We start from the raw sequence: 13,430 nt of genomic DNA on the forward strand, positions 1-13,430 counted from the left end.
CTGTCGGCGTGGTTCCGCCAGCCTTGCCGCTATGCTGCATAAATGCTGGGCTAGTCGGCCAGTCAGGCTACCACGTCGACCTCTCCGTGTAAACAGGGAAAATCATAATCCCACATAAAAAGTGATTGAGCCTTAAAAATTATAGAAAATTTTTCATTAATAACGCACAAAAATGGCTTCTGCCATAGATAATTCCAAAATGAACCGTGATATCAAGGTTCTACACTGCGATATTCTTAAAATGTAAACGAAGATTGAACGGAAGCTTAACATTTGTTTGTTATGATGATTTTACAATTGAATCCAATCTATTCCATCCAACAGCTATGCTGCCACCGGAACTGAAAATGCCATTGCCAAGGGCGGAAATGCCTATGCGAATGGGCAGCGCTCAAAATACGAAACCATACAGTTTGTCGCTTTTAATGATTTCCATGGAAATGTCGAGTCCAGCAGCAGCAATCCCGGAATTGCCAAGATTGCCGGCGTGCTCGATCAAATGAAGACCGAATATCCCACGTTCTTCTTCTCAGCCGGAGACAATTTCCAAGGTACGGCCATATCCAATCTGACCCATGGCAAAGTTGTCAATGACGCGTTCCAGCTGATGGATTTGCAAGCTTCTGCCATCGGCAACCACGAATATGACTGGGGCAAGGATATGATGTATGACTGGTCAGAAGAGGGTGGTTATCCTTTCCTGGCTTCCAATATTGTTTATAAGGACAGTGGCGAGCCGGTGGATTATGCGGATCCTTACATGATCAAGAAAGTCCGCCTCACCAGCGGTAAAGTCGTAGAAATCGGAATTATTGGAATCGCCACCCCGGAAACGGCCACCAAGACTGCTGCCGCCAACGTAGCTGACATCGAGTTTACCGACCCGGTCAAGGCAACAAAACACTGGGTCAAATACCTGCGGGAAGTTAAAAAAGTTGACGCGGTGGTTGCTCTGACTCATCTTGGCGGATACCAGGACAGCTCGACCGGTGAAGTAACCGGAGAACTCAAGGACTATGCCGATCATATTTCCGGTGTAGATCTGATTTTCTCAGGACACACGCACCAGACCATCGATGCCGTTGTAAATGGCATTCAGATTCTGCAGGGCCGATATAACGGCCGCTCTCTCCAGGTGGCCCGACTCACCTTTAACAATCGCAACACCAAGCTTGAATCCATTGACGGGTTCATCGACCCGATCTCCACCCGGATCGCCAGCCTTCCGGTGAACCAGGAAGTAGCGGATCTGGTAGCCGGTTACAAGGCCGATCTGGCAGATGTCCTGAATGAGTATGTCGGAATGAATGCCCAACTCCTGGAACATGATACAACTGGACCGCTTGGACTGACCCCGCTGGGACAGTGGACTGCCAAAGCTCTCTCAGAACTAGGCGGAACTCAGATCGCGATCATCAACGGCGGCGGAATCCGTGAACGGATGCCGGCCGGAGAAATCACCATGGGTACCATGTATGCCCTGTTCCCCTTTGACAATACGCTGTTGACCTTGAAAGTCACCGGAGCGAAGCTGTACGAGCTCATCGAGCATGGCATTGAGGAAGGAACCTTCAAGGACGGACAGTTCTATGGCGTCAAGGTCAAAGTAGATCTGTCCAAACCATATGGTTCCCGCATTGTGGAGATGACTCTGCAAAACGGTGATCCCATCGACAATGCAGCCCTGTACTCCGTTTCCACGCTGGACTTTGTATACACCGGCGGAGACAAGTACAACTTCACCGGTGCCATTGATGTTGTGGATACTTTCATTCCGGTCCGTGACAAGCTGGCTCAGTATATTCGGAGCCTTCCCAGACAGACGCTGATCCATGCCTTTGACGCATCAGCCTATGTCGTCCAATAAACTGACTTCACAAAAAAATGATTTCCAGCAGGCTGCCCCATGGGCAGCCTGCTGGCTGTTTTCACCAGCGTATGGTTCTCACCAGGGCGCTGCTCCATGGATGGTTCAAGGGGTATAATTAGTTAGGAAAGAATTGATTCGGGGAAAAAAAAGCCATCATATGCAGTAAAGCATTGATGACCCGAAGCAATTTTTCCTATTGGACACAATCGCGTGAACTGGATCTGGCTATGGGGATTCAATCAAACCCACCGCCTCATGGATCAGGCAAAAGAGCTGTCTCCACTCTCTAAAACTTTGGAATTGGAACATCGTTGGAAAAAAAGGGGATGCTTCGCAGCCCCACCTGGGTGGAGCTTTTTTTGTATCGGGGCCCATGGTCATTCGATCTTTTTGACACTGGCGAGACTTTGTCGCCGGATGTTTGAACTTCCACAATGTCTGCAACAATTGACGTCGATCCCGTATATGCGGTTGAGAATTTCAACTCCCGTCAGATCCTCTAAGACCGGTTTGACGATTTTCCCTTTGATCAGGATCCGGATCAGCTTAAGTTTTTTGCCTTTCGTTCGGTTGCTGAGCAATCCGTAATGCCGGATTTTGACGAATCCCTTTGGAAGAACATGCATGAGAAATCTTCGGATAAATTCCTCATGCCCAAGAGTGAGCGTTTTTTTCGTACCGGTTTTGTAGTCCTTCACCCGAAAAGTAACCGATTTGTCGCCGACCTCAAGGATTCTGGAGTTGCTGATGGCGATACGATGCGTATATCGGCCCAAATACTCAATCACCTGGTCCGCGGATTTGAACGGTTCTTTGAGGTAGGGAATCCATTCTTTGGCATAAAGCTTCGTCAGGAATTGGTTGAATTCGCGAGGAAATTGGAGCAGGCTCAGTTCACCAGGGAAAGCCAGAGTCTTTTTGAGTGAGAGTTTTTTAAGACCGTCCAGGAATTTGCCTCGAAAGAGCTTTGAAACAACCTTAATGGGAAAGAGTAATTTCTTGCCTGAAGTCACGAATCGACCGGCATCGGTGAGACCACCGCCCAGAACGATCGCGTGAATATGCGGATGAAACGACAGGTTGCTGCCCCAGGTATGAAGGACACTGATGAAGCCGATGTCCGCACCTAAAAACTTTTTGTCGCGGGCCAGATCCATCAGAGTTTCCGAGCTGGCGCTGTACAGGAGGTTGTAGAGTGCCCGTTTGTTGGCATAGATCAGTGGGTTCAACTCTTCGGGCACGGTGAAGACCGCGTGGAAATAAGGAGCATCAATGACATCTGCCTTTTGGGCATCGATCCATTTTTCCTTTTTCAGGGATTGGCAGCAGGGGCAATGGCGATTTCTGCAGGAATTGTAGTGGAAATGGGTTTTGCCGCAGTCCTGGCAAATGGTCTGGTTACCGCCCATAGCCGGTGTCTTGCAGCTCATGATCGCCTCTGCCACTTTGTTCGACTCATAGTTCATTCCGTATTGTTCCAGATAACCAAGGTAACCCTGATCAAAGACCTGCTGGATTTTGTGCATTACAAACCACCATCAAAGGGATTTGTGAAGTTGACAGGCCCGGTTCTTGCCAGATGGATGTATATGGTGGTGCTGTTTATGGATTTGTGTCCCAGCAGTTTCTGGATGGTAAGAAGATCTGTCCCACTCTCATAGAGATGAGTGGCAAATGCGTGGCGAAATGAGTGAGCGGTCACATGCTTGCTCCAGTTAAGGCTTTTCAGATGGAGAGAAATGAGACGTCCGAAAAAGCGCTCTTCACTGGTCCATCCCCTTTTTGTTGGGGAAAAGCCATCCCCTGGGTCGCCCATATTGATAATAATATTTTGTTAGGATGAGTACCGCTTTTTTAGAGAGCGTGGCATACCGCTCGGACCGGTTTTTCGAAGCCCGTATAAAGATTCGGCCATCCTGGTAATGGATATCTTCAAAGCGCAAATGACAAAGCTCAGACAACCGGAGTCCAGAGGAATACAGTAATGCAACGCAGGCTTTCAGTCGCAAATCGTTTATGGAGTTGATAAACGCCATGGTCTCATCCACCGAAAGAACCTCTGGAAGGTAAGACTTGATCGTCATGGCGGGAACTTCGTACCGGTCCCACGGTTGCTTCAGGAGATAGAGCCTGAAAAATCGTATTTGAGAGGTATGGGCATTGATGCTGTGGTTGGAAAGCTTCTTTGTCTTCTTCAAGTAGAGGATGTAGGTCCTGATATTTTCGTAGGATGCGTCCTTGGGCTGGATGCCCATGGAGTCAAGCCACTCGAGATAGGATTTCAGGAAGGATTGATAACTTTTTTTGGTATTTGATGAGAGATCTCTGAGTTCGAGATAATGTTCCATTTGAGAGAAATAAGATTCTAAAATAAATTGATCCATCGAGGTACTCCTTTCAAAAAGCGCAGTAATGCATTGGGCATCAGCGCCTTGGGTGGAGACCTGAATGGGCAGATTAAAAAAGTTGTGTTGTTGTGGTGGCTAAAATATGGTAACATAGGCGTGCAAATAGTAGTTGCTCTCCTTTGGTTATTTGTTGTTTGTAGTGAATCCACAATAAACCATAAATGGAGGTGTAGCTACTATTTGTTTTTTTTGCACGAACAAGCCTCTGTCAAACCAAGAGGCATAAGTATAAAATTGTAACAAAGAACTATCGCGTAGCGATTTTGTTCAATAATATCAGAGTGAACATAGCTGTATTGCAAGCAGTTGAAACGGAGGAACCTTGCTGATGAAACTTTACAACAAGTTGGTGCGCGACCGGATCCCGGAGATTATCCAGGCGACCGGTAAATCCGCTGACTTTGAGATCCTGTCGGAAAAAGGATACGCTGCCAAACTGGAAGAAAAACTTATGGAAGAAACCAAAGAGTACCTGGAAGCCAAAAACACCGAGGAGCTGGCCGATCTCCTGGAAGTCATCCGGGCTCTGGCCCAACTCCAGGACTGTTCCATGGAAGAACTGGAAGCTCTGCGTCAGAAGAAAGCAGAAGAACGCGGCGCTTTCAAGGAACGGCTTCTGCTGAAGCAAGTCTGGGACAGGGATGAGAATCCTGATCCGACGACGTAAAAAGCGAAAAAAATTCTTCAACCGACCGGTAATAGCAATTTTGGTTGGGTATCTTTTCATAAGACGGGTTATCCTAACATCAGACCGAAAAGGAGGTTCCCCTTGAATCATCGGTTTCAATCCATTCTTCAACATCTGGAGGATCACCTGAATGATCCGGTAACTCTCGATCAGCTGGCCGCCGAAGCCGGAATTTCAAAGTATTATTTGATTCACCTGTTCCAGGCTGAAACGGGATATACCGTCATGGACTACCTCCGACGCCGTCGTCTGGAGGAAGCCCTGATCAGCTTGAAAGACGGCAATCGCATCCTGGATGCAGCACTGGATGCCGGTTATGGGTCGGAACAAGCCTTCTCCCGGGCAGTTCGGAGAACCTTCGGTCAGCCTCCCAGTGCCTTTCGAATGGATCCGCCCATTCGGATCCGACGTCTGAAGTCCTATGACAGAACCCTTCAAATCGATCCGCAAAGAATTTTGAAGGGCTTACCCCCTGCCTTTCGCCCGCTGCTGCCCACCATTGAACAAGGAGTATCAAGCATGCAAGATTATTTAAGTGATGTCCGTTATGAAATTCTGCCAGCCATGACTGTTGTCTGTGGAATCGCCATCGGTTCAGAACCAGAAGACGAGATCCTCGGCCGCATGGATCGTCTGGCGAAAGCCTGGAATCTGAAGGTCAGCCGTCGGTTTGGTTTTGATTCACCGGTTGAGGGATCGGAAGATGTTACTGCCCTGCGGGGATACGAAGCCTGGCTGGTGATCGACCCGACTCAGGTCGGTCAGCTTCCCACCTCACTCGTCTTTGAAGATACACGGCTTACAATCAAACAGATTCCCTCTCTGCGGTACGCTATCCTACGCATCACCGATCCCTTTGCCGCTCCCTTTGAACGGATTCCAGGCGGATGGCAGGCACTCGTCGCCTGGCTCGAAGAGCACGACTTCAAAGATCCGGATTTCAAGCACGATCCCAAGGCCCCCTGCCTGGAAGAAGTTCTGACCGTCGATGGAAAAATGGTTATGGATCTGCTGGTAGCCATCGACCGCGCCTGACTATCAGACAATCGCAATAACTCACCGGCATGAATGGGAAACAGGAATTGTCATCTAACGCTCCAGTTCCTGTTTCCCATAATTTGTTTATGAGCTCATGCTTTGATCCGATACGACACAGCTACCCATCACCAGTTCCAGCCATAATAACTGCTATAAGGCCCTAAAATCATTATCATTGACATCCAACTTTCCAATTGGTAATATAATATAGTCACATGGAGAGTTGGTCGAGTGGCTTAAGGCACCGGTCTTGAAAACCGGCGATGTGCAAGCATCCCAGGGTTCAAATCCCTGACTCTCCGCCATAGAACACTTATAAAGATAGCTGAATCCTTGTCGTATCAACGATTTCAAGGATTCTGCTGTTTTTATTTTTTTCTTTTACAACACTTTAACTACGCTTTTACAACTCCTCAAAGTACGATCCTGAAGGCTGCATCGTATTCTGAAGGCCTGTTTATTATCATTTTTTCAAGTTGACAGGATCATAAGTTCATTTTAACCAAATGTTTAGTGATCTTCAATTATTTCTGTTTAATTCACATCTTAGAGTTATAATTCTTTACAAATAGATATCCCTTGAACAGGGTCTTCTGTAACCAGCTGGATGTCTTTAAAAAATCAAGCCTGGGGGTGAATTGGATGAAACGATGGTTATCCGCGATTACTGCAATCCTGCTTAGTATGACCTTCATGGGACTCCCTACCAGAGCCGCCGACAAAGAGTTCAAAGTGAACGACTCTCTGGGAAAGAATGAATTGAAATTCGTGCCTGATGAAATCAATGTGAAATTCCGTAATGACAAGAATCTCTTCCGAACAATCAAAGTTGCGGCCGGTTCAGTGAAGGACGAAGTGGCCAAATATTCGAAGCAAGCCAATGTGGAGTATGCTGAACCTAATTATATTGCTCAGGCATACATGGTTCCGAATGATCCTTACTACAGCTATCAGTGGAACTTCAAAGAGAAAGCACAGGGCGGCATCGAGCTGGAGCAGGCCTGGGAAAAACGACGGGCAGCAATGTCGTTGTCGCGATCCTGGACACGGGCATTGCCTACGAAAACTACGGAAACTATTACAGAGCTCCGGACCTCGCCGACACCAAATTTATGCAGGGATATGACTTCATCAACAATGACGCTCATGCCAATGATGATAACAGTCATGGAACGCATGTGGCCGGAACGGTGGCCCAAAGTACCAACAACTCCCTTGGTGTTGCCGGCGCAGCATTCGGAGTCACACGAATGCCGGTGAAAGTGCTGAACAAAAAGGGGTCAGGCACCTATAGCGCCATCGCAAACGGAATTTATTATGCTGCTGACAACGGAGCCAAGGTCATTAACATGAGTCTGGGCGGGCCAGATGATTCCTCGATCCTCCTGGATGCTATCAGATATGCCCATGATGTCAAAGGCGTTACCATCGTAGCGGCTGCCGGTAATGAGGGATCAAGCTTCACCGGTTATCCCGCAGCCTATGATGATTACGTGATCGCAGTCGGCGCGACAGGCTATGGCGGTTATCTGGCACCATATTCCAATTACGGATCCAGTGTCGATCTGGTTGCTCCAGGCGGAGACACCAGTGTAGATAAAAACGGAGATGGCTATGTGGACGGTATCCTGCAGAATACTTTTGATCCGACCTCCAAGAATCCGTCCAGCTTCAATTATTATTTCTTCCAGGGAACCTCCATGGCGACTCCACATGCAGCAGCCGCCGCTGCTCTGGTAATTGCGTACGGAGCGGCGGTGACGCCCCTTGAAGTGCAGAATATCCTCCAGAGTACTGCTTATGACCTTGGATCTTCCGGACGAGACAATACCTTCGGCTGGGGCCTCATCGATGCTGCTGCCGCGCTAAGCGGCGCACCTTCCCCTAATAATCGGCCGTTCGCAGTCAGCCAGTCTGTTGCGTCCCCTGAAGACATCCCAAAATCCATTGTTCTGACGGGAAGCGACCCTGACGGAGATACTATCTCGTTCCAGATTGCCTCGGGACCCTCTCATGGCACTCTGAAAGGAACAGCTCCGAATCTCGTTTATTCACCAGCGCTGAATTACTTCGGAAATGATTCATTTACATTTAGAGCCTATGACGGAAAAGCATACTCCGATTCTGCCACAATCAGCATTACGGTAACGCCGGTCAATGATCCCCCCACTGCCGGCAATGTTTCAGTGACTGCAAAAAGAAACGCAACCATTCAAGTCACACTGAAGGGTGCTGATGTGGACGGGGATCCTCTGACTTACGAAATTGTTGCTCCACCTGGCAGCGCCAGTGTCACCCTTGCGGATCATATTGCCACCTATGTTCCGAATAGCGGTTTTACAGGCACGGATAAATTCACCTGTCGGGTACGGGATGGAAGTACATACTCCAATACTGCAACCGTATCGTTAACGATCAAGCGGAAATAAGATGGCTTAAACAACTTATTGCAGTAACAGCTCCTTACTGGAGAAAATACATGATTGAACAAAATAACCACTGACTGGAAAGAAGACTCGCATGAGTCGTCTTTCCTTTATTTAACTTAAATTCAATCAGCACTCTACACCTGAACGCTATTCCACCACACCAAAAACCAAAACAGCAGAACCGAGAAAGTATGACATTTCTTGGTTCTGCTGTCTTTTGCTTACCTCATTTTTCAGCAATGATTCATTACCTAAGACCTCTCTCTTATATTTTGGCCATTTGTAAATTTCGACTGCTTTCCTGTTTTTTTCGCTCCTGGCATACCATTCTCAGTGAGGATATGTTGAACGGTGTCTGGATGATGCATATAATCTTTCTTTTAATCTTTTCGATCGATCCGTTTGACTTATATTCGTCTTTTAAAAAATAACAAGGATCAATACAGCAGTTTTCTGTTCAGGTTTAGAAAACTATCTCGGATGAGACTTCTTTCAGTCCTTATCCTGAGCCAGCAGCCACAGCAAGTTGGATTCAATATAAATTTTAATTCTATTTAATTTTACTTCAAGTCTTTATATAACTAATAAAATCCATATTTAAATGCGGAATTTCTATTTACAAAACATGGTATTATTTGAGATATATTAAATTAACCTAATTTACTAATCAAAAGAATACGCTTAAGGAAGGTTTAATGGAATGAAACATCGTAAATCACTTGTCACCCTGGCCATCATACTCGGGATCTCACAGTTCGCTGTACTCTCCGCGCCTCAGTCAGCGCCAACGGATCCTGGTTCAGTCATTCAGACAAACTCAGTCAAGACTGCTCTTCCCGCGGGTCAGTCACAGACAAACGCCCCGAAGATGGCTCCGGTCGCCAGAACTCAGGAAGTCCCGTCCCTGCCGGATACCGGTGCGATCTACCAGACTACGGGTTCTGTAAATTTCCGGACCGGGCCCTCCACCTCTTACTCCGTCATACGTAAATTGTCCGCCGGCACAAAAGTGGAACTGATATCCAAATACAGTTCCACCTGGTATAAAGTAAGCGTCAATGGAACCGTCGGCTATCTTTCCGCCAGTTATCTGAAAGCAGCAACAACCTCAGCACTGCCGACAACAGCTTCTGTCTATGTAACCACTGGATCGATCAACTTCCGGACCGGGCCTTCCACTGCCTATTCTGTCATCCGCAAACTATCCGCCGGCACCTCCGCCACACTATTGCTCCCCTGATTAAACCTTGCGGATATTAAGAGGCATATTTTGTGGTTTTTGAATGGAAGAACCCCCTGATTTTATTAGGACGCAATTGCACAGTTTTTAAATGAGATCGAACATTATGTTCAAGCTCCTCATCGCTCCTGGGACTTGGTTTTTTACTTATGCCACGTTTGAGATCGCTGTTGAGCAATTCATCAGGATTGTACTCTGGAGCATACGGTGGCAGGTAGAACAGCTCAATTTCTTCCTTATGCTTTTCTACCCACGCCATGACTTTTTTAGCATGATGAACCCGCAGATTATCGAGCACCAGGAACACTTTCTTTTTGCTGTCATGCACCAACCGCCTCATAAAATCAATCAGTTTGTCGGCATTCATGTTGTCTTTATAGAGGACAAAGCGCAATTTTCCTCGATTGGAAATTGCTGAAAGCATGTTGATCTTGATGTGTTTTGCTTCGGTTCGAACCACGGGCGTTTGACCGATTGGCGCATACCCACGCAAGCAAGTTGACTGGTTTTGCAATCCGGTTTCATCTCCAAAGAAAATCTCTGCATTCTCAGCCTCTGCTCGTTCAGTAATGCCAGGAAACTCAGTTTCGACCCAGTGCTGCACCTTCTCTGTGTCTTGCTTGTAGGCGCGTTTCATCGGCCGCTGGACTGAGAATCCCCACCGCGCCAAGTAGACCCCTAAAGTAGATACGGGCAGGCTGATTTTATACTTTTCATAAATGAGCTCTGCAATGGTTTTTCTGCTCCACATGCAGTCTTTGAACTTCAATTGATCCGGTGTCTTATCAACCAGAATTTGTTGTATTTCCTTTTCCTGGGCAGGAGTAAGGGTTCGTTTGGCACCCTCTCGGCGACCACGCTTTTGGGGCTTGATCCCTGCGATCCCGCCTTCCTTGTATTGTTTCTTAGTGTTCTGGACGTGACGCAAGCTTACATCTAAGATTTCCGCTATTTCCTCATTCGTTTTACCTTTTTCTGATAGTCGGATGATGTTCTTGCGAATCTGATATTGCTCTTCCGGACTAAGCCGTACTGCTTGGGTCTTTAAATCATTATTCATAAGATTATTATATCAGAAATCATCAAGAAACGCAAGGTTTATTTAGTGTGTCAATAATCTCCAAATACAGCTCCACCTGGTACAAAGTGAGCGTCAATGGCACCGTTGGCTATCTTTCCGCTTCCTATCTGAAACTCGCCAGTGAGTCCACCGGTACGACCAGCGTTCCGGTGCACAGCATCGGTTACCTGGGAGGGCTGCACAAAAAAATCGCCGATCTGCGGCCTTACTTTGATCCGTCCTGGGGCGAACATAACTATATGAGCGGATCCACCCTGCAGACTTACTTGGACAAAGGACTTCTGGTAACCTGGGGTCCGGCTATGTACAACTACGACAACAAGACCACAATGATCCTGGGTCATGGTTCGGGGGTTTTCAACTATATGATCAATGTCAAGACAGGTTCCCTGGTATCGGTCTCTGATCTGAACGGGAAGGTCAGAACCTACAAGATCATCGATGTGAAAAGCAATCCCAACAATGACTTCTATCTCAAGTTCAATAACGGGGTCAGTCTCATCGATATCTACTACAACGGCGGCAAGGAAGAGGGCATCTGTCTCCAGATGTGCCAGAATTCCATCAATACCCATTATTACGGCGTGCCGGTCAACTAAGCTTTTTTTACGCAAAGTCGAAATCCTCGTAATAGCTTTCGAATCGCATGGTGCCTGATGAGCATCGGATGAAGGAAAAAGACCGTCGAATCGATCACCTGAAGCAGGCGATCGATTCGACGGTCTTTATCATTGTTCGATCTGATCCTCAATCAGAAGTTTCTGATGCTTCGCAGAGGCTGAAGCCGTTTCGAAAAGGACTTCCGATGAGCATGCCCCTTTATCCCGAGGCATGCTCGATCTTTGTCCGGATTCAGCTGCTGTCGTCTCCTATTTTTTCAGATTCTTAACGTTCGATCCATCGAGATTCATGATTCGGTAGGCTCCGGTGGAGTTGTCAAAGAAAAGAATCTGATCGTCCAGGAAGTGTACCCAGGTGAAATCTCCCGGACCGTTGAGCCGTTCGCGTTTGCTTCCGTCCAGCTTTGCCCGGTAGAGCCCGGCTGCCTCCATCCCGTTGTAATAATAGACATGGCCTTTGTAAACTCCGATTAAAGTCAGGGTATCCTCGCTCAGAATTTTTTCTTTTCCGGTTCCGTCGAGATTCAAGCGATAGATCCCCGCCGGGTCGGATTTGATTTTTCCCATCCAGTCTTCATCGGGCGCATAGAACATCGAGCCTTCGCCGACGGTCATGTGCTGGACGATTCCCTCCAGCAGCATTTCTTCCTCGCTGCCGTCGGTCTTCGTCCGATAAATATCCTTAACGCCCCAGTTGTCCTCTCGGGGATGAGACCAGTAGACCCAGTCTCCCTCCAGGGCTAGAAGAATGGCCTGCCCTTTGTTTAGAACTGTCAATTCAGTGCCGTCGGTCCGGATCTTCCAGATCTGATTTTCTTGATCCCGGTCGGTAAAATAAATCCACCCATCCCGCACAATCATTCCGGAAACACTGCTGTCATGGATGACTCCATAGGAAGTCCCGTCGATCTTCATGCGGGCCATGCTGCTATAGGCATCACCATCGATAAAGTAGAGCCAGTCTCCGACCAGATTCAAATATCTCACGCTCTTGGGAGCAAGCACGCTCCGCTGGGAACCATCCCGCTTCATCCGGAACAGACTGCTTTCCGGCGATGTAACATCAATGCCGTAAATCCAGTCTCCCTGAGAGACGAACATGGATCGATACTTCTGATTGGCGTTCAGGGAACCCAGTCCTTCCACCACCGGAGTTCCAGGGGGATCTGGTTGAACCATCTTCAGCGCATAGGCTTTTTCCATTAAATTGGAGCCATCCGCCTTGATGCGATACAATCGACCGCTCCGATGAAGCACATAAATCCAGGACTCGGTAATCTGAACTCCTTGGACTGGATAAGTCAGCAGTTCTCTGACCTTAGAGCCATCCAGGCTGCTTGTTATAAGGTTTCCGGTTTTCTGATCAATGAAATACAAAGTATCTCCATCGATGGTGTAATCGATGATGGGTCCCGCAACGATTTTACTGCTCTGGGCTTTATCGTATGTCATGCGGAAAAGGCTTCCTGCGTCATCCGCATAATACAACCAGCCGCGATCGGCCATCAGATTTCGTCCGGCCGGTCTGACCAGAACTGAATCTTCAGACCCATCCAGCCTCATCTTATGGATTTCCAGCACTTGTTCCCCCTGATTCATGACGCTCGTCAGATAGAAAATCCATTCCTCATCGATATTGGCCATCCAGGTCGGCGAGTCATTTACTTTCGTGAGAATCTTCCCATCCAAATCCATTCGATAGAGGCGATCTCCATCCTCGGCATTCGTAAAGTAGATCCCGTCATCCAGGATGACGCAGGTTCCAAGGACATTCACCTGGACCGGGCTGATCTTTGTCAGATTCGTCCCGTCCTGATTCATCCGGAATAGCGATCCGCCCATCTCTACGCCTTCCTCATCCATTGCGACATAATAGACCGCCTCACCAACGAGACTGATATGCATGACGTGCACCGCTTCAAAGGATGTCACCTGCGAGCCTGATTTGGTCATGCGGCTCAGCCGATATTCCGGCATTTGGGAGAACCATACCCACTCGTCGTTTTCAGCATACAATCCGCTGTTCGAATAGTTTCGGTTGAGACGTATCTTCCAG

General features: G+C 47.7%; 11 protein-coding genes, 1 tRNA gene and 1 pseudogene. 8 read left to right on the forward strand and 5 right to left on the reverse strand.

Annotated features, from left to right (window positions below; translation table 11 throughout):
* The first annotated feature begins 406 nt into the window (after positions 1-406).
* Entirely contained in the window at positions 407-1,867 is a 1,461-nt protein-coding gene (locus P6M73_RS16380) for a 5'-nucleotidase C-terminal domain-containing protein (protein ID WP_277855805.1), read from the forward strand.
* A gap of 380 nt (positions 1,868-2,247) precedes the next feature.
* Here the strand turns inward: P6M73_RS16380 and P6M73_RS16385 are convergent, their stop codons facing one another.
* From P6M73_RS16385 to P6M73_RS16390, 3 genes are read right to left on the reverse strand one after another with little or no spacing between them, the layout of a single operon-like run.
* The gene (locus P6M73_RS16385) at positions 2,248-3,396 is read right to left on the reverse strand and encodes an IS91 family transposase (protein WP_277854082.1); all 1,149 of its coding nucleotides are present in this window, start codon (positions 3,394-3,396) and stop codon (positions 2,248-2,250) included.
* Positions 3,396-3,686: a tyrosine-type recombinase/integrase gene (locus P6M73_RS17085; RefSeq protein ID WP_489666457.1), complete on the reverse strand. Its 291-nt coding sequence runs from the start codon at positions 3,684-3,686 to the stop codon at positions 3,396-3,398. Before P6M73_RS17085 ends, P6M73_RS16385 begins: the two co-directional genes overlap by 1 nt.
* Complete coding sequence (locus P6M73_RS16390) at positions 3,634-4,254, reverse strand: tyrosine-type recombinase/integrase (RefSeq protein ID WP_277854083.1); 621 nt, start codon at positions 4,252-4,254, stop codon at positions 3,634-3,636. Before P6M73_RS16390 ends, P6M73_RS17085 begins: the two co-directional genes overlap by 53 nt.
* Before the next feature lie 352 nt (positions 4,255-4,606).
* Here P6M73_RS16390 and P6M73_RS16395 point away from each other — a divergent pair, with 352 nt between their 5' ends.
* The 6 genes and pseudogenes from P6M73_RS16395 to P6M73_RS16415 all read left to right on the forward strand — a co-directional run bounded on the left by P6M73_RS16395 (position 4,607) and on the right by P6M73_RS16415 (position 9,673).
* On the forward strand, positions 4,607-4,945 hold the full coding sequence (locus tag P6M73_RS16395) for a nucleoside triphosphate pyrophosphohydrolase (RefSeq protein ID WP_277854084.1): 339 nt from the start codon (positions 4,607-4,609) through the stop codon (positions 4,943-4,945).
* 102 nt (positions 4,946-5,047) lie between these two features.
* The gene (locus tag P6M73_RS16400; protein ID WP_277854085.1) at positions 5,048-6,001 is read left to right on the forward strand and encodes a helix-turn-helix domain-containing protein; all 954 of its coding nucleotides are present in this window, start codon (positions 5,048-5,050) and stop codon (positions 5,999-6,001) included.
* A gap of 220 nt (positions 6,002-6,221) precedes the next feature.
* Positions 6,222-6,309 (forward strand) — tRNA-Ser (locus P6M73_RS16405).
* Between the two features lie 388 nt (positions 6,310-6,697).
* Positions 6,698-6,895: pseudogene (locus P6M73_RS17090) on the forward strand (hypothetical protein); the annotation flags it as partial.
* 62 nt (positions 6,896-6,957) lie between these two features.
* Entirely contained in the window at positions 6,958-8,433 is a 1,476-nt protein-coding gene (locus tag P6M73_RS16410) for a S8 family serine peptidase (protein ID WP_277854086.1), read from the forward strand.
* A gap of 700 nt (positions 8,434-9,133) precedes the next feature.
* Complete coding sequence (locus P6M73_RS16415; RefSeq protein WP_277854087.1) at positions 9,134-9,673, forward strand: SH3 domain-containing protein; 540 nt, start codon at positions 9,134-9,136, stop codon at positions 9,671-9,673.
* Positions 9,674-9,689: 16 nt separating this feature from the next.
* Here P6M73_RS16415 and P6M73_RS16420 read toward each other — a convergent pair whose 3' ends face one another.
* On the reverse strand, positions 9,690-10,733 hold the full coding sequence (locus tag P6M73_RS16420) for an IS630 family transposase (protein WP_277854088.1): 1,044 nt from the start codon (positions 10,731-10,733) through the stop codon (positions 9,690-9,692).
* A gap of 47 nt (positions 10,734-10,780) precedes the next feature.
* Here P6M73_RS16420 and P6M73_RS16425 point away from each other — a divergent pair, with 47 nt between their 5' ends.
* Positions 10,781-11,353, forward strand: a complete 573-nt coding sequence (locus P6M73_RS16425; protein ID WP_277854089.1) for a sortase family protein — start codon at positions 10,781-10,783, stop codon at positions 11,351-11,353.
* Between the two features lie 270 nt (positions 11,354-11,623).
* On the opposite strand, the gene P6M73_RS16430 is transcribed toward P6M73_RS16425, so the two are convergent.
* On the reverse strand, positions 11,624-13,423 hold the full coding sequence (locus P6M73_RS16430) for a DUF5050 domain-containing protein (protein ID WP_277855806.1): 1,800 nt from the start codon (positions 13,421-13,423) through the stop codon (positions 11,624-11,626).
* Between the last annotated feature and the right edge of the window lie 7 nt (positions 13,424-13,430).

The organism is Anaerococcoides asporogena (assembly GCF_029590275.1).
Lineage (GTDB): Bacteria > Bacillota > Clostridia > Clostridiales > Clostridiaceae > JG1575.